Annotated in this window: 20 protein-coding genes and 1 pseudogene; 11 read left to right on the forward strand and 10 right to left on the reverse strand. The window is 73.1% G+C overall.

Translation table 11 applies throughout. The annotated features are described in order from the left end of the window. Nucleotides 1–10 precede the first annotated feature (10 nt). Nucleotides 11–1009, forward strand: a complete 999-nt coding sequence (locus ACZ466_RS11260) for a hypothetical protein (protein ID WP_378292417.1) — start codon at nucleotides 11–13, stop codon at nucleotides 1007–1009. Nucleotides 1010–1064: 55 nt separating this feature from the next. Here the strand turns inward: ACZ466_RS11260 and ACZ466_RS11265 are convergent, their stop codons facing one another. From ACZ466_RS11265 to ACZ466_RS11275, 3 genes are all read right to left on the reverse strand, one after another. Next, nucleotides 1065–1976 carry a DUF4231 domain-containing protein gene (locus ACZ466_RS11265; protein ID WP_378292415.1) on the reverse strand — a complete coding sequence of 304 codons (912 nt, stop codon included), beginning with the start codon at nucleotides 1974–1976 and terminating at the stop codon, nucleotides 1065–1067. Next, nucleotides 1966–3327: a hypothetical protein gene (locus ACZ466_RS11270; RefSeq protein WP_464043389.1), complete on the reverse strand. Its 1362-nt coding sequence runs from the start codon at nucleotides 3325–3327 to the stop codon at nucleotides 1966–1968. The genes ACZ466_RS11265 and ACZ466_RS11270 overlap by 11 nt, the downstream gene beginning before the upstream one ends. A 215-nt stretch (nucleotides 3328–3542) precedes the next feature. Continuing rightward, the gene (locus ACZ466_RS11275; protein ID WP_378292190.1) at nucleotides 3543–4163 is read right to left on the reverse strand and encodes a TetR/AcrR family transcriptional regulator; all 621 of its coding nucleotides are present in this window, start codon (nucleotides 4161–4163) and stop codon (nucleotides 3543–3545) included. Nucleotides 4164–4257: 94 nt separating this feature from the next. Here ACZ466_RS11275 and ACZ466_RS11280 point away from each other — a divergent pair, with 94 nt between their 5' ends. The 5 genes from ACZ466_RS11280 (at nucleotide 4258) to ACZ466_RS11300 (ending at nucleotide 10104) form a co-directional block, all read left to right on the forward strand. Beyond that, nucleotides 4258–5586: a cytochrome P450 gene (locus ACZ466_RS11280; RefSeq protein ID WP_378292192.1), complete on the forward strand. Its 1329-nt coding sequence runs from the start codon at nucleotides 4258–4260 to the stop codon at nucleotides 5584–5586. Then, nucleotides 5583–6416 carry an oxygenase MpaB family protein gene (locus ACZ466_RS11285; protein WP_378292195.1) on the forward strand — a complete coding sequence of 278 codons (834 nt, stop codon included), beginning with the start codon at nucleotides 5583–5585 and terminating at the stop codon, nucleotides 6414–6416. The genes ACZ466_RS11280 and ACZ466_RS11285 overlap by 4 nt, the downstream gene beginning before the upstream one ends. Beyond that, nucleotides 6413–7984 carry an AMP-binding protein gene (locus tag ACZ466_RS11290; RefSeq protein ID WP_378292197.1) on the forward strand — a complete coding sequence of 524 codons (1572 nt, stop codon included), beginning with the start codon at nucleotides 6413–6415 and terminating at the stop codon, nucleotides 7982–7984. The genes ACZ466_RS11285 and ACZ466_RS11290 overlap by 4 nt, the downstream gene beginning before the upstream one ends. Nucleotides 7985–8047: 63 nt before the next feature. Further along, nucleotides 8048–8680 (forward strand): pyridoxamine 5'-phosphate oxidase family protein, encoded by a 633-nt coding sequence (locus tag ACZ466_RS11295; protein ID WP_378292199.1) that lies wholly within the window; start codon nucleotides 8048–8050, stop codon nucleotides 8678–8680. A gap of 248 nt (nucleotides 8681–8928) precedes the next feature. Beyond that, entirely contained in the window at nucleotides 8929–10104 is a 1176-nt protein-coding gene (locus tag ACZ466_RS11300) for a sigma factor-like helix-turn-helix DNA-binding protein (protein ID WP_378292201.1), read from the forward strand. A gap of 21 nt (nucleotides 10105–10125) precedes the next feature. Here ACZ466_RS11300 and ACZ466_RS11305 read toward each other — a convergent pair whose 3' ends face one another. Beyond that, the gene (locus tag ACZ466_RS11305) at nucleotides 10126–11595 is read right to left on the reverse strand and encodes an MFS transporter (protein WP_378292204.1); all 1470 of its coding nucleotides are present in this window, start codon (nucleotides 11593–11595) and stop codon (nucleotides 10126–10128) included. Nucleotides 11596–11823: 228 nt separating this feature from the next. Between ACZ466_RS11305 and ACZ466_RS11310 the strand changes: the two genes are divergently transcribed. Beyond that, nucleotides 11824–12288 carry a MarR family winged helix-turn-helix transcriptional regulator gene (locus ACZ466_RS11310; protein WP_378292206.1) on the forward strand — a complete coding sequence of 155 codons (465 nt, stop codon included), beginning with the start codon at nucleotides 11824–11826 and terminating at the stop codon, nucleotides 12286–12288. A gap of 87 nt (nucleotides 12289–12375) precedes the next feature. On the opposite strand, the gene ACZ466_RS11315 is transcribed toward ACZ466_RS11310, so the two are convergent. Beyond that, nucleotides 12376–13272 (reverse strand): zinc-binding dehydrogenase, encoded by an 897-nt coding sequence (locus tag ACZ466_RS11315; protein ID WP_378292208.1) that lies wholly within the window; start codon nucleotides 13270–13272, stop codon nucleotides 12376–12378. A gap of 101 nt (nucleotides 13273–13373) precedes the next feature. On the opposite strand from ACZ466_RS11315, the gene ACZ466_RS11320 reads away from it, so the two are divergent. Further along, the gene (locus tag ACZ466_RS11320) at nucleotides 13374–13766 is read left to right on the forward strand and encodes a winged helix-turn-helix transcriptional regulator (protein ID WP_378292210.1); all 393 of its coding nucleotides are present in this window, start codon (nucleotides 13374–13376) and stop codon (nucleotides 13764–13766) included. A 26-nt stretch (nucleotides 13767–13792) separates the two neighbouring features. Here ACZ466_RS11320 and ACZ466_RS11325 read toward each other — a convergent pair whose 3' ends face one another. After that, nucleotides 13793–14260, reverse strand: coding sequence for a WD40 repeat domain-containing protein (locus ACZ466_RS11325; protein ID WP_378292230.1), 468 nt, complete (start codon nucleotides 14258–14260; stop codon nucleotides 13793–13795). 58 nt (nucleotides 14261–14318) lie between these two features. Further along, nucleotides 14319–15716 (reverse strand): annotated as a pseudogene (locus ACZ466_RS11330) (WD40 repeat domain-containing serine/threonine protein kinase); the annotation flags it as partial. Between the two features lie 101 nt (nucleotides 15717–15817). Between ACZ466_RS11330 and ACZ466_RS11335 the strand changes: the two are divergent. Next, the gene (locus ACZ466_RS11335) at nucleotides 15818–16207 is read left to right on the forward strand and encodes a DNA-binding protein (RefSeq protein ID WP_378292212.1); all 390 of its coding nucleotides are present in this window, start codon (nucleotides 15818–15820) and stop codon (nucleotides 16205–16207) included. Nucleotide 16208: 1 nt separating this feature from the next. After that, the gene (locus ACZ466_RS11340) at nucleotides 16209–16844 is read left to right on the forward strand and encodes a transcriptional regulator (protein ID WP_378292214.1); all 636 of its coding nucleotides are present in this window, start codon (nucleotides 16209–16211) and stop codon (nucleotides 16842–16844) included. Between the two features lie 67 nt (nucleotides 16845–16911). Here ACZ466_RS11340 and ACZ466_RS11345 read toward each other — a convergent pair whose 3' ends face one another. Further along, nucleotides 16912–18039, reverse strand: coding sequence for a macro domain-containing protein (locus tag ACZ466_RS11345; protein ID WP_378292216.1), 1128 nt, complete (start codon nucleotides 18037–18039; stop codon nucleotides 16912–16914). A gap of 165 nt (nucleotides 18040–18204) precedes the next feature. Then, on the reverse strand, nucleotides 18205–18810 hold the full coding sequence (locus ACZ466_RS11350; RefSeq protein WP_378292218.1) for a TetR/AcrR family transcriptional regulator: 606 nt from the start codon (nucleotides 18808–18810) through the stop codon (nucleotides 18205–18207). 165 nt (nucleotides 18811–18975) lie between these two features. Between ACZ466_RS11350 and ACZ466_RS11355 the strand changes: the two genes are divergently transcribed. After that, nucleotides 18976–20247, forward strand: coding sequence for a cytochrome P450 (locus ACZ466_RS11355; protein WP_378292220.1), 1272 nt, complete (start codon nucleotides 18976–18978; stop codon nucleotides 20245–20247). 18 nt (nucleotides 20248–20265) lie between these two features. On the opposite strand, the gene ACZ466_RS11360 is transcribed toward ACZ466_RS11355, so the two are convergent. Continuing rightward, nucleotides 20266–20805, reverse strand: coding sequence for a signal peptidase II (locus ACZ466_RS11360; RefSeq protein ID WP_378292222.1), 540 nt, complete (start codon nucleotides 20803–20805; stop codon nucleotides 20266–20268). Nucleotides 20806–20814 lie beyond the last annotated feature (9 nt).

A 20814-nucleotide genomic window follows, 5' to 3' on the forward strand; every position in this document is an offset into this window, starting at 1 on the left:
GGGGTACGTGATGACGCTCCAGCCCCCCGAGGGCGGCAACGGACCGGGTCTGACGATCACCGAGGGGCAGCCCGCCCGGGCCGCGAACGGCTTCGAGAGGATCAAGGGCCTGTGCCGGCGGGCCCTCGGCCGGCACACCGTGCAGTACGTCTCGTACTACATCCGCGGCAACCAGCAGTTCTGGCAGGACACCTTCGCCTCCGCCCACGCGCCGGGCATCGCCTCGCCGGACGACGCCAAGCGCAAGCGCGAGTCGCTGGAGACCAGCGGGCAGCATCTCCACTACGTGGTGGCCCGGCTGGACAAGGCGTTCGAGCCCGTCCGCAGCGGCCGGCTGATCCGCTGCGTGTTCGACGTCGGGGAGGGCGCGCTGTTCTACTACTCGCCGTTCCACGGCGAGTACCTGGTGGGCGCGTCCCTGGAGGAGTCACCGGTGGACGAAGCCGACGCCACCATGGTCTGGCTCTGCGACGAGGTCCGGCTGGCCCGCGGATACGGCGGCAACCAGAATCCGGCCGGCGAGCACACCAAGTACGACGTGGACGTCGACCCCGCCGACCTCCTGCCCCAGGAGCGGTACATCGACGAGTACGCCGTGAGCGGCGATTCGCGCGGCGAGCTGAGCGGGCACCTGCGTGCCGCGCTCAGCCCCGAGGCGTTGCACTACGTGGCCTACTTCGAGGGCCCCGACCTGGTGCGGTCGGCCGACCTGCTCCGGCATCGCCGGCTGGGCTCGTTCACGGTCGGCACCGAACACGCCGACCGCCGGAAGCACTACGAGCGCATCGGCAAGCTGACCCACATCACCAGCCACCGCATGGACCGCATGCTGCTCCCGCTGCTGGGCGGGGTGCTGCACCGCGTGGTCCTGGACGTCGAGGCCGGGGCGGTGTACTACCGGCGGCTGGGGAACGACCAGGCGCTCATCGGCATCACGCTCGACCAGGCCAAGGTCGCGGTCGCGGAGGCGGCGCTGAACACCCTGGCCCAGGCGATCGCCGCCCGTTGACGACGCCCGCCGCCGCGCCCCCGGCTCAGCGAAGCAGGGCTCAGGGGAGGAGGGCTCAGGGCAGGGCGGGGGCGTCGTCGCCGGGAAGCCTGGCCATCCACGCCTCGTTCTGGGCGGAGATGACCAGCTCGCACTCGGCCGCGAAGGCGTCGCCGCCCTCGGCCGACCCGGTGTGCGCGGCGTCCCGTTCGTGCCGGGCCAGCAGCCTGGCGAGCTGACCGGCGGTCCTGGCGTACTCCAGTTCCTGGTACTCGTACTTCGAGGCGGCCGCGTGCGTGCTGACCGCCGCCGCGAGCGTGGTCGCCACCGCGACCCAGGCGGCGATCTCCCCCACCTGGAAGGCCCCCGCCGCCGCGCCGCACACGGCCCCGGCCGCGCCCAGCGCCATCTCGATCCGGCGGACCACCCGGACCCGGCCTCCCATCAGCCGCGCCTTGGGCCGGTAGTAGCCGTCCAGTTGCCTCCGGACCCGTTCGCGCGCGTAGGAGTCGATGCCGGAGACCGCGGGAAGGGACCGCGCGTCCGCCCTGATGCCGGTGAGGTGGTGGAGCAGGTCGGCTCCGTCGGCCTCGATGCGCTCGGAGGTCTCCAGCAGGGGGCCGGGGCCGGTCGCACCGCGGTACCGGCCCGCACCGGCGAGTGAGACGTACACCTCCGACTTCAGCGCCTCCGCGACGGAGCGCAGCCGGGTCCAGTCGTGCGTGGCGGCCGGCCCCGCGGACCGGACCGTCAGCGGGACCAGCGCCGCGGCGACGGCGGCGCCGAAGGCGAGGGTCTCCCCTGCCATGCCCAGATCCATCGTCTGGGCGGCGGCGGCGCCCATGACGGCGGCGCAGGCGCCGAGCAGCAGGCTCGCGAGGCGGGTCCGGGCGATCCGCCGTTTGAGCCGGTCCGCGGCCCGCGACCAGACGTTCTGACGGTCCCAGACCTGCTGGACGGCCACCGGGCCGGACGCCTCACCCGGCACTCCCGTGCCTCCTCGTGTGCTCGGCCGCGCCCAGTGAGGTGGAGCAGGCGGTGTCCTCATCTCCGCGGCGCGGCGGGGGGATCAGCGGCATGGGAGGCCCGGGCCCCTCCGGCGACGGCCCCGGCGCCGGCGCCGCGCCCGTGGGCTCGCGGCCGCCGCCGCCCGTGGGCTCGTGGCCGGCGGGCGGCGGGCGGCGGGCCGAGCCGGGCGGGAACCGCCGTCCGGCCGCCTCCCGGATCGCCGCCCACGACCCGGCGCGGTCGTAGGCGGAGTTGAACAGGGCGTGCAGCATGTTGACGACGACGATCGCGGGGGCGACGACCGCCATCACGTCGGGCAGGATCGAGCTGAGCAGCAGCGCGAGGACGATCGCCGTGATGCCGTTCTGCTGCGCGATCGCGAGCAGGGCCCGGTCGTCGGCGGTCTGCCCGCGCGTGAGGGGGATGCTGACGACCACCTGCGCCAGGAAGGCGGTCACGCCCAGCACGATCCCGGCGGCGATCAGCACCCGCACCGACAGCAGGAAGCCCACGCCGAGGACCGCCAGCACCAGGGCGATCTGGGTCAGCAGCGCCAGCGTCCGTGCGAACGCTTCGGGCGCCCGTGGCAGGACCGGGCGGACGAACAGGCCGATGAGCGCGACGCCCAGCATCCAGAACTGGGTGACCGCCACGGCGCCCGCCGCCGCCAGGAGCACGCAGCCGGCCGCGAACACCGCGGTGCCGTCCGGTCGCCATCGCCGCAGCGCCCACCACATCCCGCAGACCACCGCCGCGAACGCCGCGTTGGCGGCCATCCCGAGCGCGACGCCGCCCAGGCCGGAGCCCTGGAGCACCGCGAGTTCGCCGGTGCGGTCGAGGTCGTGGGCCGTCACGGCCAGCGTCGCGGCGTAGATGGTGAGCAGCGTGGTCACGGGGTCGTCGAACGACGCCCACGCCAGCAGCAGCGATCTGCCGCGCGCCGACAGTCGGGAGGAGTGCTGCAGCGCGGCGACCGCCAGCGGGTCGATCTGCGCGACCGCCACGCCCAGCACCAGCGCCTCGGGCCCGGGGAACAGCACGGTCATGACCAGCGTGATGAGGGCGGCCTTGGCCAGCACCCCCACCGTGACGGCCAGGACGATCGTGCGCAGATCGGTGCGCATCCGGGCGGTTTCGATTCCGTGCGTGCCGCTGTAAAGGCCGATCGCGAGCAGCGCCGCGACGGCGTGGAAATACGGCTGACCATTGACCAGATCGTCGACCTGTCCGGATCCGACGGCCCGGCCGAGGGCCACCCCTGTCGCCGTGATGAACAGCGCGATGAGCAGCCGCCTGGCGGCGGGGCTGCGGACCACGGCCTGTGCTCTCATGGCGGGACGACCCCGCTTCCCCGGCCCGTGGTCACCCCGTACAGGCCGCATCGGCATCTCACGGTCGATGGTGCGCCGAGCGATTCAACAATAATCGTTGACTGAGATGATCACCATCTTTACCGGGAAGGGTCGTCCTGGCCGGAGTATGACAGTGCCGGAAAGGCGGCGAATACAGGGCATATTCCAGATCGGGAATTGCCGTCGGCGCGGGGTCAGGGCGCGGTGCGGAGGAGGGGGACCAGGTAGGTGCGGGCGAAGGCGCGCAGGTCGGCTTCGGTTTCCAGGGGGATGCAGCTCTGCGGGGCCAGGAAGATGGACATCGCGAGCCGGACCATGATCTCCGCGGCGGCGTCCGGGGCGGGCACCGGGGGCGGGCCGGCGGAGCGGCGGAACTGCTCGGCCAGGAAGTCGCGGGCGAACGTCAGCACGAACCGGGAGTCGGTGGTCAGGTAGGGCAGGATCAGCTCCGGCTCGGCGCTGATCAGGCGGGCCAGCAGGGGGTTGCCCCGGGCCAGGCCGACGCCGGTGACGAAACCCTCGACCAGGCGGTCCTCGATGGTGGGGCGGCGCTCGGCGGCGCGCACCATGACGACCATGGCCCGCCGCGCCTCGCGCAGCGCGACGGCCTGCATCAGGTCCTTCTTGCTGCCGAAGCGGCGGTAGACGGTGGCGCGCGCCAGCCCGGCGCGGCGGGCGACGTTGTCCACGCTGGTGCGGCGCAGCCCGTAGGAGCCGAACTCCTCCAGGGCCGCGTCGAGGATCCGCGTGGTGAGCTCTCCGGTCTCCTCGTCCAGGCTCAGCCCGGGCGAGATCAGGTCTTCGGGTGGCGCCATGTCGCGGTCACTATAGCCGCACGGCCCGGCTGTGCCCCAGGTCACGTTGACCGGCGTGAGACAGAGAGACATATTTCTCTATATGTATCGCAGCATGGCGACTCCACGGACACTCCCGCCGGAGTTGCGGGAGTTCGACCTCTCGGGGCTGGGGTTCTGGACGCGCCCCGACGCCCACCGGCTGGAGGCGTTCCGGCGGATGCGGGAGATGGAGGGAGCGGCCTTCGTCCCGATCGCCAAGCTCCCGTTCATCGCGTCCAAGCCGGGCTTCCACGCGCTGGCCCGCCACGCCGACGTCACCGAGGCCAGCCGCCGCCCCGAGCTGTTCAGCAGCGAGCCGACGGCCAACACGCTGACCGAGATGCCGGCCTGGGCGGGCCGCTTCTTCGGATCGATGATCAACATGGACGATCCGCGGCACGCGCAGATCCGGCGCGTGGTGTCCCGGGCGTTCAGCCCGAAGATCCTGGCCCGGGCGGAGGAGGATCTTCAGCGGCGGGCCGCCCGGATCGTCGACGACATGATCGCCGAGGGGCCGCGGGACTTCGTCGCCCAGGCCGCGGCGCGGCTGCCCGTCGAGGTCATCTGCGACCTGATGGGCATCCCGGAGCGCCACCACGGCATGGTCCTGAACCGGACCAACGTCATCCTCGGTTACAGCGACCCCGAGTACAACGGGATCAAGGCCGACGAGCGCTACATGAACGGCGACCCGCGGCGGCTCGACGTGCTGAAGGGCGCGGTCCGGCTCGTCCGGGCGGGCCGCGATCTGTCCCGCCTGGTGAAGCGGCTGGGCGAGGAGCGCAGGAAGCGGCCCGGGGACGACCTGATCTCCAGGCTGGTGAACGCCAACGACGACGGCGAGTCGCTGACCGCGCAGGAGACCGGCTCGTTCTTCATCCTGCTGGTCACCGCCGGGAACGAGACCACCCGCAACGCGATCGCGCACGCCCTGCGGCTGTTCACCGAGTTCCCCGAGCAGCGGCGGCTGCTGGCCGAGGACTTCGAGGGACGGATCGCCGGGGCGGTCGAGGAGATCGTCCGGTACTCCTGCCCGGTCATCCAGTTCCGCCGCAACGTCACCCGGGACTGCGAGCTGAACGGCATCCCGCTCAAGAAGGGGGACATCGCCGTCCTCATCTACACCTCGGCGAACCGGGACGAGTCGGTGTTCACCGACCCCGACGCGTTCGACATCACCCGCTCCCCCAACCCGCACGTGGGCTTCGGCGGGCCGGGCCCGCACTACTGCCTGGGCGCGCATCTGGCCCGCCGCGAGATCACCGTGATGCTGCGCGAGCTGTTCACCCGGCTGCCCGACATCCGCAGCGAGGGCGAACCGGACCGGCTGCTCTCCCACTTCATCAACGGCGTCAAGCGGATGCCCTACACCTTCACCCCGCCCGTCCAGGATCCGTCATGACCGGACTCGGACCCGGCTCGCTGACGTGGCGCTTCTTCGGCGACACCCGGATGGCGCTGGTCGGCCCGCGCGCCGCCGTGCTGCAGAACATGCTCCCGGCGCTCGGCCAGGGCGTGCTCGACCACTCGGTGTTCTTCGACGAGACCTTCGCGCGGGTGAAGCGGTCGGCCGGGCCGATCCTCAACACCGTCTACGGCGGGGCCGAGGCGAACCGGACGGGCATGAAGGTCCGCGACTACCACACCGGCATCAAGGGCACCATGCCGGACGGGACGCGCTACCACGCGCTGGATCCCGACACCTATTACTGGGCGCACGCGACGTTCCTCGACACCATGCTGTACTGCGTCGAGACCTTCATCCGTCCCCTGAGCGAGGCCGAGAAGCGCCGCGTCTACGAGGAGTCCAAGACCTGGTACCGCATGTACGGGGTCAGCGACCGGGTCATGCCGGAGGACTGGGAGTCCTTCCAGGCGTACTGGAAGCGGATGCTCGACGAGGAGATCGTCGCGCACAAGACCGCGCGCTACGGCGTCGGTTACGTGTTCAAGGGGCTCCCCAGGCCGAAGCAGGTTCCCGCGCCCGTATGGCGCGCGGTCAGCCCGCCGCTGAACTCGGTCGCCCGTTTCGTCACCGTGGGCGGTCTGCACCCGCGCATGCGCGAGCTGCTCGGCACGCCCTGGAGCGCCGCGGACGAGCGCCGCTACCGGCGGTTCGCGGCCGCCGTCCGGGGCCTGAACCGGGTGTGGCCGTTGCTTCCCGAGGCCGTGCGGTACGTTCCGCAGGCCCGCAGGGCGTTCGCCCGCGAGCGCCGGCGCGGTGGGCGATGACGTCCAACCGCGCGCGGCTCGCGTGGCTGCGCGCCGCGTGGCGGGCCGGGCTGCTCGCCCCGATGCCTCCGCGGACGCTGGCGGCGGTGGCACGGGCGATGCGCGCGTACGGCCCGATCGGCGCGGCGACCACCGTCGGCGCGGCGCGCTTCGGCGACCGCACCGCCGTGGTGGACGATCACGGCCCGGTGACCTACCGCGAGCTCGACACCGCGGCGAAGGCGCTGGCGACCGCCTGGCACCGGCGCGGCATCGGCCCCGGGAGCCGGGTCGCCGTCCTGTGCCGCAACCACCGGGGGCTGCTGCTGGCGATGTCGGCGGCGGCCAAGCTCGGGGCCGGGATCGTCCTGCTCAACACCGATTTCGCCGCCCCGCAACTGCGCGGCACCGTCGAGGAGGAGGGCATCACCGCCCTGGTCCACGACGAGGAGTTCGCGCCGCTGCTGCAGGGCATCGAGGTCCCGCAGGGCACGTACACCGCCTGGTCCGACGACGGTGGCTCCGACCTGGACGGGCTGTCGGCGGGCCGCGCCCTCACCCCGCCCGCGCCGCCGCGCGCGAGCACGCTGGTGATCCTGAGCAGCGGTACGTCCGGCCGGCCCAAGGGCGCGGCCCGGTCGTCGGCGCCGAGCGAGCCGCTGGCGCTGCCCGGAGGGATCCTCACCCGGATCCCGTTCCGCCGGAAGGAGGCCGTCTTCGTCGCGCCGCCCCTCTTCCACGGCTGGGGCCTGACCTCCGCGACGCTGGCGCTCGCGCTGGGCTCGACGCTCGTCCTGCACCGCCGCTTCGACGCCGAGCGGACCGTCGCGGACCTGGCCGGGCACCGCTGCACCGCCCTGATCGCGGTGCCGACCATGCTGGGCCGCGTGCTGGAGGCCCCGAACCTGGGCGTCCACGACCTGTCCGCCCTGCGCGTCATCGCCACCGGCGGCGGCCCGCTCACACCGCACCTGACCCGCGAGGTGATGGCCGCGTTCGGGAAGGTCCTCTACAACTTCTACGGCTCCACCGAGGCGTCCTGCATCACCATCGCGACGCCCGAGGACCTGGTCGCGGCCCCCGGCTGCGCCGGCACGCCGCCGCCCGGAACGGCGGTGACCATCCTGGACGGCGACGGGCGCCCCGTACCGCCGGGCACGGTCGGGCAGGTCCATGTGAGCAGCCCGACGCGGTTCGACGGCTACACCTCCGGCGCGGCCGTGACCGGGCCCCTGCTGCCCGTCGGCGACCTGGGGCATCTCGACGCGGGCGGGCGCCTGCACATCGACGGCCGGGCCGACGACATGATCGTCTCGGGCGGCGAGAACGTGCACCCCGCCGAGATCGAGGAGCTGCTGGCCGCCCATCCCGACATCGCCGAGTGCGCCGTCGTCGGCGTCCCGGACCCCGAGTTCGGCCGGCGGCTGCGCGCCTACGTGGTCGCCTCCGGGCCCCTGGACGCGGAGCGGGTGAAGGCGCACGTCGCCGCCAACCTGGCCCGCTACAAGGTGCCCCGCGAGGTCGTCTTCCTGGACGAACTCCCCCGCACGCCCACCGGCAAGGTCATCAAACGCGCCCTGGACCGCTGAGGCCGGAGACCCAGGGTGATACCAGGTTTACCTAAGAGGTCAGGTTTACCTTATATTCGGACGGTGCATCCTTCTGAGATTCGCGCGGTCAGGACCGAGGCCGAGCTCCGGGAGATCGTCGCGGAGCCGTCGCAGGTCATCTGGGACAAGGACATCGCCCGGATCGACGAGCACGCGCGCACGATCATCGCGCACTCGCCGTTCGTGCTCCTGGCGACCTCGAACGCGGAGGGGGCCTGCGACGTCTCGCCGCGCGGCGACCCCGCCGGGTCGGTGCTCGTCCTGAACGACCGGCAGCTGGTGCTCGCGGACCGCCCCGGCAACCACCGGGTCGACAGCCTCCGCAACGTGCTGCACAACCCGCGCGTCGGGCTGCTGTTCATCGTGCCGGGGATGAACGAGACGCTGCGGGTGAACGGGCGCGCGACGCTCGTGTCGGACGCGCCGTTCTTCGACGACCTGACGGTGCAGGGGAAGCGGCCGCGGCTGGCGGTCCTCGTCGACGTCGAGGAACTGTACATGCACTGCGCGAAGGCGTTCCTGCGCTCGTCGCTGTGGGCCCCCGAGACCTGGCCGGACCGCAAGGGCCTGCCGACGCTCGGACGGATCGCCAAGGACCACATGGGGATCACCGAGCTGTCCGCGGCCGAGATCGACGCCGACCTGGACCGGGACGCCGAGACGAACCGGTACTAGAGAATCGGATCTTTTTTCCGCGACCGAACCGGATCGTCGGCCGGGACCAAGGACCAATCCCGGCCAACAATGACAGGCAACGACCAATGCCTTACCGAGTGTGAAACCCGCTACACTCAGACATCGCTCACTTCTCATCCGTCACGTCGTGCACTACAGTCCCGTGCCCAGGCGTGCCACCGGAACGGCCCGTCCCCTTGATTGCTCTCGGAACGGCTGCTCCCACGGCCACCTCACGAGGAGGTCACATGCGCGCGGACCTGGAAACCCTCTACGACGCCCACGCACATCGCCTGTACGCGCACTGCTGGTCGCTGGTCGGCGACCGCGGCGCGGCCGGCGCGCTCAGGGAGACGCTCACCGAGGCGTCGCGGATCCCGCCGCGCGGCGAGACGGTGCTGTGGCTGCACGGCCTGGCCCGTGCGGTCTGCTCCGAGCGCGGGGCGTTCGGCCGCCAGGGCCGTCCCGTCTTCGCGCAGGCGGCCGCCGACCCGCTGCTGGACGCGGTCGCGAACCTGCCCGCCGGCCACCGCGAGGCGCTGCTGCTGTCGGCGGGCGAGTGGCTGGAGGTCCGCGACATCGCGGCCGTCCTGCGCTGCTCGCCGGGCACCGTGCGTGAGTTGCTGCACGAGGCGCGGACCGGGCTGGAACGCGTCGTCCTGGACGCCCTCATGCGCGGCGCCGCCGATCCCGCCCGGCACATGGACGTCATCGAGGCGTTCGAGCGGGGGCGGCTCCCCAACCTCCTGGCCCGTCGCGCGCCCGCCATGGCGCCCGCGCCGCTGCGCGACCAGGTGCTGGCCGCCGCCGACCGCGAGGAGATCGGCCACGCCGAGCCCGCGGTCCCGGCCGGGGAGGTCGTGGTGATCGGCTCCGCCGGCGACGAAGACCCGCGACGGGAACGCTCCCGGCGCCGCAGGAGCGCCCTCAAGGGCGTCGGCGGCGTGGCCGGGGTGGCCGCCTCGGTCGCGGCCGGCCTGGTGATGACCTGGCCGTCCGCCGGCGACGGCACGGTGAACGCCCTCGGGCCGTCCAACGGCGGCACCCGTCCCGGCCCCGCCCCGGTGGGCAACATCACCGACGATCCGGGCACCCCGGAGCGTCCGGGCGGAGAGCCGGACGGCACCGCCCCCGCGGCGACGCCGACGACCGCCGCGCGGGCCCCCGTCGCCGACGAGCCCGCGGGGTCGGGCGGCGGCTCGACCGGCCCGGCCAAGCCCCGCGAGGAGCCGGCCCCGTCCACGCCGTCGGTCAGGGAGCCGGACTCGCGGCAGACCGCCTCCGCGCCCCCGCAGGAGTCGCCCGAGCAGCAGCCGCCGGACGGCGGTTCGAGCCCGGACGGCCCCCTCAAGCCCGTCACCGACCTGGTCGGGCACCTCACCTCCCCGCTCCTCGGCGGGCTGGCGGGCCGGCAGGGAGGCTGACGGGCCGGCCGCCCGCGGCGCTCAGTTACTGATCTTGACCTGTTCGGGCACCGTGACGGTGGCCGCCGCGGCGAGCTGGTCGGCGTCCTCGTCGCGGCCCTTCGGGATGGCGACGGCGATCAGCGCGGAGACCAGCGCGACGCCGCATCCGATCATCAGGCCGGTGCGGAAGCCCTGCTCGGAGGTGAGGGTGTGGCCGCCCATGCTGATGGTGAGCTGGGACAGGACGACGCCGACGACCGCGGCGCCCACCGAGGTGCCCAGCGAGCGCATCAGGGTGTTGAAGCCGTTGGCGGCGGCGGTCTCGTGGAGCGGGACCGAGCCCATGATCAGCGCGGGCATGGAGCCGTAGGCCAGCCCGACCCCGGCGTTGATGATCATGATGGCGAGCATGAGGCCCCAGGCCGTGTCCATCAGGGCCAGTGACGCGCCGTAGCCGGCGGCGAGCACCAGGATGCCGCTGATCAGGGTGAACTTCGGGCCCCGGACGTTGGTGAGCCGGCCGCCGAGCGGGGAGACGAGCATCATCATGACCCCGCCGGGGGCCATCCACAGGCCCGCCGCGAGCATCGACTGGCCGAGGCCGTACCCGGTCTCCTTCGGGAACTGCAGCAGCTGCGGCACGATCAGCATCGAGGCGTACATGCCGAAGCCGACGAAGATCGAGGCCAGGTTGGTCATCAGCACCCGGGGGCGGACGGTGGTGCGCAGGTCCACGATCGGCTCACGGGTGCGGGTCTCCCAGAACCCCCAGGCCACCAGCGCCAGGAGGGCGACGGCGAACAGGCCGAGCGTGGTCGCCGAGGCCCAGCCCCAGTCGGCGCCCTTGGACACCGCCAGCAGCAGGCTGACCAGGCCGATGGCGAGGCCGACCGCGCCGGGGGCGTCGAACCGCTGGCCCTTGGCGGCGGCGGGCACGTCCGGGACCAGGAACCAGATCAGGACCGCGACGAGCATCGCCATGCCGGCCGAGCCCCAGAACAGGACGCGCCAGCTGGAGTACTCGGCGATCGCGGCCGCGATCGGCAGGCCGAGCCCGCCGCCGATGCCCATGGAGGCGCTGACGAGCGCGATGGACGAGCTCAGCCGCTCCGCCGGGACGACGTCGCGCAGCAGGGCGATGCCGAGCGGGACCATGCCCATGCCCATGCCCTGCAGCCCGCGCCCGATGATCATCGGGACGACCGCGGACGACAGCGCGCACACCACCGAGCCGGCCACCAGCGGCACCGAGCACGCCAGCAGCATCCGGCGCTTGCCGACCAGGTCGCCCAGCCGGCCGACGACCGGCACGCAGACGGCCCCGACCAGCAGGGTCACGGTGATCACCCAGGCGGCGTTGGCGGAGGTGGTGTTCAGGATCCTCGGCAGCTCGGCGATCAGCGGGGTGACCAGCGTCTGCATGATCGCCGCCGTGATGCCGGCCAGGGCCAGCGTGGCGATCACGCCGCCCGGACGTGCCGCCTGGCCCGCGGGTCTGGCTGCGTGCATAGGTGCTCTCCTCAATGAAGGTCTGGAGTGAGACGTCCCGGGGGCGCGGGCCTGGAGGTGGACGCGCCGCGGCGCCTCAGCTCGCCCTCCGGGAGACTTAATGTGCATCGTACATGCGTTATGTATCGTACATATGACGTGGCTGATACATATGATGTCGAGCCCGGATGAGACCAGTGCCACACGGATGGAGCGGGCATCCGCCGGCACGGCAGGAGGCACACGCACATGACGACCCCCACCCCCACCCACGAGGTCGAGTACGAGCAGATGCTGCTCAGCCGCTACGAGGCCCTGCGCGATCGGCCCCGCACCCTGGACCGCAGCGCGTACATCCTGCTCAGCCGCATCCGCGTCCAGGGCCCCATGTCGATCGGCGAGCTCAGCGACGCGTTCGGGCTCGACGTCTCCACTGTCCACCGGCAGACCGCCGCGGCCCTGCGCTCCGGGCTCGTGGAGCGCATCCCCAACCCGACCGGCGGCATCGCCCGCAAGTTCCGCATCACCGACAAGGGCGAGCGCATGCTCGACGAGGAGCGGGGGGACATCATCCGGGGCCTGGACAAGGTGATGGCGGGCTGGACCGACGACGACATCGCCGCGTTCGCGTCCTACCTGCGACGGTTCAACACCGACATAGAGCACCTCGCCGGACGCCCCTGGCCGCGTCCCACACCCCACCTGTCCCACTGAGGGACCTCAGGACGAGCGAACGCCCGCCCAGGGCTCCCCGGGCGGGCGTTCGCACGTGTGTCGTGGACGTGTCAGGCGGGACGGCGGTCACGGCACCAGCAGCCACCGCCCCCGCTGACCGCCCCCGGCGACCTTGTCGTACGCCGTCGCGGCCTCGGCCAGCGGCACCCGGCCGGCCACCCGCGGCTCCAGGACGCCCGAGGCGGCGAGGGCGAGCAGCTCGGCGAGCCTGGCACGGCCGGGGTCGCCGTCCGGGACGCCGATCTCGATGCCCCGCTCGGACGCCGCCGGAGGCGCCGAGGGCACGCTGACGAACGTCCCGCCGTCGCGGACCGCGGCGAGGCCCGCCGCGTTCAGGACGGCACCGTCGACGACGGCGTCGAACGACGGCCCCGGCAGGTCCGTGACGAGCCGCCGGGCCCCGGCCCGCAGCACGAAGTCGCGGTCGGACTCGCGCGCCAGCCCGGTGACGGCCCAGCCGACGTGGGCGGCCAGCGCGAGCGCGTACCCGCCCACCCCGCCGGCGGCGCCGATGACCAGCAGGGTGCGCCCGGCGGCGGGGCCCAGCGCGTCCACCATCAGCGCCGCGGTCAGGGCGGTGATCGGGAGGGCGGCCGCGTCGACCGGGTCGAGGCCGTCCGGAAGCGGCGCGGCGGTCGCCGCCGGCACGACGGTCTCGACGGCGTGCGCGCGGACCGGGGCGGCGAAGTCGCGGTGCAGGGCGGCGACCGCGTCGCCGGCCGAGAAGCCGGTGACCCCGGCACCGGTCGCGGTGACGACGCCGGTGAGGGAGAGGCCGAGACCGGCCGTTCCGGTGAGCCCGAAGATCTCCCGGCCCGGCCCGCGGGCGATGAGGGTGTCGACGGGCTCGACCGAGGCCGCCGTGACACGGACCCGCAGGTCACCGGGTTCCAGCGGGGGCGGCGCCACGTCCTCCAGAACGGGCGCGGAGCCGCCGGCCTTGGACACCAGTGCGAGCGTCATGAGGGTTCCCCTTCCGATGGGTGGATTGCACAACCATCGGTTCCCTGCTCTCCTTTGGAAAGAAGGCACTTTGAAGTGGTGTAGGAACCCGGAGGTATGCCATGGACGTGACCACCGCTGACGCCCCGCCGGCCCGGTTCGACGCGTTCGCCGCCTCCTGCCCCAGCCGGCGGCTGCTCGACACGATCGGCAACAAGTGGGCGAGCCTCGTGATCGTGGCGCTGGGCCTGCAGGGCCGGATGCGCTATTCCGAGCTCTCCGCGCGGATCGCCGGGGTGAGCCAGAAGATGCTGACCCAGACCCTGCGGGGCCTGGAGCGGGACGGGCTGCTGACCCGCACGGTGACCCCGTCGGTGCCCGTCCGCGTCGACTACGAGCTCACGCCGCTGGGCATGTCACTGCTGGACACGATCCGCCACCTCAAGGAGTGGGCCGAGGCGCACATGGCCGACGTGGACAGGGCGCGCGAGGAGTACGACCGGCAGAACGCCTGACCCGCCCGAGGAGATCCGTCCGGGGGTCAGGCCAGCTTCCACAGCCGCGCGGTCCGGTCCTGGCTCGCGCTGGCCAGCGCTGAGCCGCCGGGGTGGAAGGCGAGGGCGTTGACGGCGCCGGTGTGTCCCTCGAGGGTGCGGTCGACCGCGCCGGTGGCCACGTTCCACAGCGTGCTCCGAGGTCCCGGCGGCGTCTTCGGGAGGAGCGCTGGCCAGGAGCCTGCCGTCGGGGCTGAAGGCGATGGGGCCGGTGGCCTTCCCCATGCCGGTGAACTCGCGGATCTTCCTGCCGGTGGCGGCGTCCCAGAGCACGACCGGGCTGGTCGCGCCGCTGCCCGCCAGGAAGCGTCCGTCCTTGCTGAGGGCGATCGCGTGGACCTGCCCCGCCATCCCTGGGAAGGTCCGGATGGTCGCGCCACTGGCCACGTCCCACAGGCGCAGATCGCCGCCGCCGCCGGCCAGCGCGCGGCCGTCCGGGGTGAAGACCAGCGCACTGCCGGCGTTCCCGGTGAAGGTGCGGACGATCCTGCCGCCGGCCGCGTCCCACAGCAGCGCCTTGCCGTCGGGGCCGTCCGTGGCCAGGTACTTCCCGTCGGGGCCGCAGGCCATCGCGAACAGTGCGGTGTCGTGCCCGGTGCGCTGCTGGGTGGCGATGTTGCGCGTCTCCCGGCCGGTCGCCAGGTCCCAGAACCTGACGACCTCCGCCCCGGTGGTCATGGTCCTGCCGTCCGGGCCGAAGACCATCGACACCAGCGGGTAGCTGTGGCCCTGCAACGTACGGGTGCGACTGCCGGTGGTGACGTCCCACAGGTGGATGGGGCCGTCGGCGCCGCCGCTGGCCAGGGTCGAGCCGTCCGGGCTGAACGTCACGTGCGTGACCACGGCGCCGTGCCCGGTGATCACTCTCGCGGGGATCTCCCGGACCGGTGCTCGCGGGGTCGCGGACGGGCTCGTCCCGCCGCTCTTCGCGTCGGTGTCGCGCGTGGACAGGATGACGGCCGGGACGGTCACCGCGGCCGCCGTGGCCGCTCCCGCGAGACCGACCAGCAGGAACCGGCGGCGCGGCACCGAGCCCGGCGGGGTCGTCTCGGGGCCGCCGGTCGGTGCGCCGACCGAGGGGGCCGGCGCCGGGGGTACGCGCGGGGCCTCGCCCGAGCCGGAGAGCCAGCCCAGCAGGTCGGCGGCGGTCGGCCGGTCGGCCGGGTCCTTGGCCAGGCAGGCCGCGATCAGCCCGCGCAGCTCGCCGTGGACCGTCCCCAGATCGGGCTCGGCGTTGACGATCCGGAGCACCATCGCCGGGATGGTCCCGGCGGCGAAGGGGCTGCGGCCGGTGGCCGCGAACGTGAGCACCGCGCCCAGCGAGAAGACGTCGCTCGACGGCCCGATGTCACCGGAATCGACCTGTTCGGGAGACATGAACGCGTACGTCCCGACCACCGCGCCGCTCTCGGTGAGCACGCTCGCGTCGTCCATGCGCGCGATGCCGAAGTCGATGATCCGCGCCCCGTCGTCGGCCATGATCACGTTGCCCGGCTTGAGGTCGCGGTGCACCAGCCCGCAGCCGTGGATCGCGGCCAGCCCCTCGCTGAGCTGCGCGGCCAGGGCGCGCACGTTCTCCTCGGAGAACGGCCCGGTCTCCTGCACCATCTGCCGCAGGGACGGGCCGGGGATGTACTCGGTGACCATCCACGGCGGGTCGGCGTCCGGCGCGGCCTCCACCACCTGCGCGGTGTGGAACCCGCCGACCCGCTGCGCCGCCGCGATCTCCCGGGCGAAGCGGCGGCGCGCGTTGGGGGTGTCGGCCAGTTCGGGCCTGATGACCTTCACCACCACGTCGCGGCCGCCCGGCGAGCCCGCCAGGAAGACCTCGCCCATCCCGCCGGCGCCGAGCCGGCCGTGCAGGCGGTACGGGCCGATCCGGCGCGGATCGTGCGGTCGCAGTGGGTCCATCGACTCCCCCTGGAAGCATTGACGGCGATCATGCTAGGCCCCCGGGAGCGCCATCAACGTTCCGTTGACAACAACATGTTGATAGGCCAGGGTGGGCCGCCATGGAGAACAGCGACGCCGACCACGGGCAGGCGGCCCGCGAGGCGGATGCCCGCAGGCGGTTGATGGAGGCGGGGGCGGCGTCCCTCCCCCGGGCGCCCTGGCTGCACGGCGGCCGGCCGCCCTCGGCGGCCGACCTGATCGATTTCGCCCTGTGGCGTGCCGGCAACGACGACGTCGACGAGAGCGTCGTGATGGCGGCCCTGACCCTGCTGCCCGCCGCCCGCGCCGAAGTGGACCAGGCGGAGGCGGCACTGATGTTCACCGCCCGCGCCCGCGGCCTGTCGTGGCCGCGGATCTCGCGCGCGATGGGACTGGCCTCCGCCCAGGCCGCGCAGCAGCGGTTCGGCCGCGTGACGGGCCGCGTCGAGAACCGCCGAGGGGAGGCGTGAGGTGACCTACCGGTCCGAGCCGGAAGACCTGGCCCTGCACGGCGTCCGGGTGCTGGGCGCCGCGACGCCGTCCCGCGTCGCCGCCCGCTACGGGCTCTCCGCCGACACCGTCCACGAGGCGCTGCTGGACTTCGAGGCCCTGGGCTGGGCCCGCCAGTCGAGCTTCGCCGGCAGGACGGACTGGTCGCTGACCGACGCCGGCCGGGTGGAGAACGAGCGGCGGCAGGCCGCCGAACTCGACCGGTCGGGCGCACGGGCCGCCGTCACCGATGTGCACGCCGCGTTCGTGCCCCTGAACCGCCGCTTCGGCACCGCCTGCACCAACTGGCAGATACGGCCGACACCGTACGACCCCATGGCGTTCAACGACCACACCGACTGGCCCTGGGACGAACGGGTGCTCCGGACACTGGCGAAGGTGGGCGAGTCCTTCGCCGGCCTGTGCGGCCGGCTCACCGAGTGCCTGGCGCGCTTCGACGGCTACGCCGACCGGTACGCCTCCGCGCTGCGCAAGGTGGACCTGGGGCAACGCGCCTGGGTGGACGGCCACGACCGGGACTCCTGCCACATGCTGTGGATCCAGTTCCACGAAGACCTGCTCGCCACCCTCGGAATACCGCGGGGATCCGACGCCTGAACCTCGCCTGGACGCCGAAGGCGTCCCTGCTTCATCTGGCGATGCACGCCTGGGCCGCCTTCACCCATCAGGGGCTCTGAACGGGATGCGCGCCGAGACCGCGCAGGGCGTCCGACACCGTGCGCATGACCTCGTCCCGGCGGGTGAGCAGGTAGACGTCCGGGACGTCCCGGGCGCCGAGCTCGGCCTCCAGACCGGCCCAGAGGTACGACCAGCTCGTCTCCAAGGCCAGGCCGCCGCGTCCCGCGCCGAACAGCGGGAAGCACAGCGACCTCAACGGCGGGTCGTACTGGTCGCGCTCGTGCCGGAGCAGCGCGAACGCCTGGCGCACCGCCCGGACGACCGCGCCCGGTTCGATCGCGTAACCGTGCGAGCGCGGCCGGGGGATCGCCACGGCGGCGTGGTAGACCCGGCGGATCCCCTGCGCCGCGAGTTCCCCGGAGCCCGTGGGCACGACCGTGCCGGGCGCCACCGCCGCCCCCAGGCGTCCCCGGCGGCGCAGCCACTCCTGAAGCTCGCGCTGGAGCACGTCGTCGGTCAGCGCCCCGGCCCCGTCCCACCGGGCCGCCGCGTTCCGCAGCGTCCCCGACAACGTGGACTGGTACGTCTTGGACATCTGCAGGTAGACGTTCTCGGAGGAGACCACCACGTCCACATCCCGCAGGGTCTCCACCGGGCGGCACAGCACCGTGATCCTCCCGCCCCCGACCCCGGTGGACCGACCACGGCCCGGAAGGTCGAACACCACGGAGGTGCTGCCGAGCGGGGGCGCGGCGGGCTCCGGCTCCTCCGCCTCGCTCGTCTCCTTCGCGCAGAGCGCGAGGATCTCCTGCGCGACGTTGTCCAGCAGCATGCGCTCGTGGGACTTGCGGAAGCGCTCGACGCTGACGCTGTACACCTGGGCGGCGCGCTGCCTGCGGTCGTGCGCCGGCCAGTCCCGGGTGCCGGGGGCGACGCCGAGCGTGTAGGCGGTGGCGGTGGCCAGCGAGCCGTCCAGCCGCTCGACCACCTCGCCGAGCAGCCGGGTGATCGACGAGGGCAGCAGGTCGTCGCCCACGGGCAGCCCCAGCGCGGTGGCGGCCGCGGCGAGCGCGGGAAGCCGCACGTCCCGGAGCCGCAGCAGGCCGCGCTCGCGGATCGCGCGCAGTTCACCGACCAGCGCATCGTGCCGCACGGCGGGGGATGGGTCCGGCATAGCGCTCATGGTGGCATCCCATCCCGCCCGCGAGGCGGTGCGGCCTGAGCCGGACAGGCCCGGCGCTCATCCCGTTCCCGCCGGTATCGTGCCCGGCGCGCTGCCGCGCGCCCCGGCGACATGGTCGTCATCGGCAACCGGCGGGGTCCGGTTGTGGAGTGAGGGTCAGAGCCCGAGGTTGCGGGCGGCCAGGCGGGTGAGGCGGCGCACCGTGGTCTCCTGGTCGTCCAGCGGCAGCAGCAGGTGGCTGACCAGCAGCCGTACGACGGCGTCCGCGGTGGACTCGACGTCCTCGGCGTCCAGGCCGGGCGCCCGGGTGGTGATGTGCTCCTGCAGGACCTGGCGGGACAGCGCCACCAGGCGTTCGGAGCTGGTGGTGACCAGCGGGAGCAGCGTGTCGTCCCCGCCTTCCAGGGTGCTGGTCAGGACCGCCCGCAGCAGCGGGCTGGCCGCTCCCTGGCTGATGCCGAACCGCAGGCTCGCCTCGATGGCGGCCTCCACGTCGGCGTGCCGGCGGATCTCGTCGGCGACGCCGTCGATGAACCGCTGGGCCTCGCGCATCAGCAGCGCCTCGCCGAGCCCGTCCTTGGACCCGAACTCCTTGTAGAGGACCTGCCGGCTGACCCCGACGGAGGAGGCGACGGACGTCATCCGCACCGCGCCCCAGCCCCGCTCCTCCACCACCCGGTACGCCGCGTCGAGCGCGTCCTCGCGGAGCTGGCGCCGGACCCGGGAACGGAAGGTCCCGGCCCCGGGCGCTGAGGTGTTCACCCCACGGACATTACCAAGGGGCACCGCCGCCTCGATGACACGGGTGCCCCGACCAGACCCAGTGAAGACAAAAACACAATTTTGTCCGCGCCATTGACGATCGGCGCCCGGTTGTCAATGCTACTGGGGACGGGCGGACGCCCCCGCCGGCGGAAGGAGCAGCCGATGGCCCCGAGCCCCCCACCCCACGACGCGGCCCCGACGATGGCCCGCACCGACCCGGACGCCGAACAACTCCTCTACGAGCTCATGCTCGACCCGGGAAACGAGAACCCCTACGACGGCTACCGCAGGCTCAGGGAACAGGCCCCCGCCCTGGTGACCGGTGACGGAACCCTGGTGCTGACCCGTTTCGAGGACTGCGACACCGCGCTGCGCCACCGCTCCATCGGCAAGAGCGACGACGTCCTCGACCTCGGCATCGGCGACGAAGCGATGGACCGTCCCGGCACGATGGTGGACCTCCTGCGCGACAGCATGCTGTTCGCCAACCCGCCCGACCACACCCGGCTGCGCCGGCTGGTCAGCTCGGCCTTCACCGGCCGCCACGTCGAAGCGCTGCGCGCCGCGGTGACCGCCCGCACCCAGGCGATGCTGGAGGCGCTGGCCGCCGAGCCCGGCGGCGACTTCATGGACGCCGTCGCGCTCCCCCTGCCCGTCAACGTCATCTCCGACCTGCTCGGGGTCCCCGAGGCCGACCGGCTGGCCTTCACCCCGAAGGTGCACGCGCTGATCGCCGCGCTGGAACCGACGGCCGACCGGGACACCGTCGCCCTCGGCGAACGGTCCGGACGGGAACTCGTCGACTACTTCACGGCGCTGCTGGCCGACAAGCGGGCCCGCCCGGCCGACGACATGCTCAGCCGCCTGGTGGCCTCGCACGAGGACGACGCCCTGGACGAGCAGGAGATGATCTCGACGGCGCTGCTGCTGTTCGCCGCCGGCTTCGAGACCACCACCAACCTGCTCGGCAACGGCCTGCACGCGCTGCTGAACAGCCCCGACGAGCTGCGCAGACTCCGCGACCGCCCCGACCTGATGCCCACCGCGATCGAGGAGCTGCTCCGCTACGACTCCCCCGTCCAGTTCAGCGCGCGCACCGTCCTGGAACCGGTCACCGTGGCGGGCGCCGACCTCGAACCGGGACGGCTGGTGCTCACCATGTTCGGCGCCGCCAACCACGACCCGGACCGCTTCACCGAGCCGCACAGGCTGGACCTCGGCCGCGACGACGGATCGCACCTCGCCTTCGCCTCCGGGCTGCACTTCTGCCTGGGCGCCCACCTCACCCGGCTGGAGGCGCAGGTCTTCCTCACGCTCCTGGTACGGCGCTACGACCCGGCACCGGCGGGCGATCCCGTACGGCGCCCGAGCTTCACCGTGCGCGGCTTCGACCGCCTGCCCGTCACCCTGTCGCCGTTGCCGGGGGGCGGCTGAGGTGCCGTCCGGCCGCGCCTACGAACGCGGGTGCTCCTCGTCCGGCGCCTTCTCGAGGTCGGGCGCGCTCTCGGAGTCGGACGCGGGCGCGGCTCCGAGGGGGACGCCGCGCAGGTTGAGCAGCATGAGCAGGGCGCAGCTTCCGGTGAGCGCGATGTCGGCGAGGTTGCCGACGAACAGCCCGCCGTAGTCGATGAAGTCGACGACATGGCCCTGCGCGAAGCCCGGCTCGCGGAAGAGGCGGTCGAGGAGGTGGGAGGCGGCGCCGCCCAGCAGCGCGGCCAGCCCGATCGTCCAGGCGCGCGAGCGCAGCCGCCGCCCCACGTACAGGACGCCGACGACCGCGGCGGCCGTGGCCAGCGTGAACAGCCAGGTCGCCTCGGTGCCGATGGAGAACGCGGCGCCGGGATTGAACAGCAGCCGGAGGTGGAGCAGTTGCGGAATGACGGTGATGTGCGCGCCGTCGGCCAGCGCCGAGACCGCCCACAACTTGGAGGTCTGGTCCGCGATCACGATCACCGCGGCGAGCCCGAGCATCCACCCGTAGGGCCGCCGCACCCGCCAACC

The organism is Actinomadura rugatobispora (assembly GCF_055379765.1).

What these genes read in the sequence shown, in the direction of transcription:
- ACZ466_RS11310 (WP_378292206.1), top strand. Translation starts at nt 11,824, where the DNA reads ATGACGACCCCCACCCCCACCCACGAGGTCGAGTACGAGCAGATGCTG.
- ACZ466_RS11270 (WP_464043389.1), bottom strand. Translation starts at nt 3,327, where the DNA reads ATGAGAGCACAGGCCGTGGTCCGCAGCCCCGCCGCCAGGCGGCTGCTC.
- ACZ466_RS11300 (WP_378292201.1), top strand. Translation starts at nt 8,929, where the DNA reads ATGCGCGCGGACCTGGAAACCCTCTACGACGCCCACGCACATCGCCTG.
- ACZ466_RS11320 (WP_378292210.1), top strand. Translation starts at nt 13,374, where the DNA reads ATGGACGTGACCACCGCTGACGCCCCGCCGGCCCGGTTCGACGCGTTC.
- ACZ466_RS11285 (WP_378292195.1), top strand. Translation starts at nt 5,583, where the DNA reads ATGACCGGACTCGGACCCGGCTCGCTGACGTGGCGCTTCTTCGGCGAC.
- ACZ466_RS11290 (WP_378292197.1), top strand. Translation starts at nt 6,413, where the DNA reads ATGACGTCCAACCGCGCGCGGCTCGCGTGGCTGCGCGCCGCGTGGCGG.
- ACZ466_RS11335 (WP_378292212.1), top strand. Translation starts at nt 15,818, where the DNA reads ATGGAGAACAGCGACGCCGACCACGGGCAGGCGGCCCGCGAGGCGGAT.
- ACZ466_RS11260 (WP_378292417.1), top strand. Translation starts at nt 11, where the DNA reads ATGACGCTCCAGCCCCCCGAGGGCGGCAACGGACCGGGTCTGACGATC.
- ACZ466_RS11305 (WP_378292204.1), bottom strand. Translation starts at nt 11,595, where the DNA reads ATGCACGCAGCCAGACCCGCGGGCCAGGCGGCACGTCCGGGCGGCGTG.
- ACZ466_RS11280 (WP_378292192.1), top strand. Translation starts at nt 4,258, where the DNA reads ATGGCGACTCCACGGACACTCCCGCCGGAGTTGCGGGAGTTCGACCTC.
- ACZ466_RS11355 (WP_378292220.1), top strand. Translation starts at nt 18,976, where the DNA reads ATGGCCCCGAGCCCCCCACCCCACGACGCGGCCCCGACGATGGCCCGC.
- ACZ466_RS11275 (WP_378292190.1), bottom strand. Translation starts at nt 4,163, where the DNA reads ATGGCGCCACCCGAAGACCTGATCTCGCCCGGGCTGAGCCTGGACGAG.
- ACZ466_RS11315 (WP_378292208.1), bottom strand. Translation starts at nt 13,272, where the DNA reads ATGACGCTCGCACTGGTGTCCAAGGCCGGCGGCTCCGCGCCCGTTCTG.
- ACZ466_RS11345 (WP_378292216.1), bottom strand. Translation starts at nt 18,039, where the DNA reads ATGCCGGACCCATCCCCCGCCGTGCGGCACGATGCGCTGGTCGGTGAA.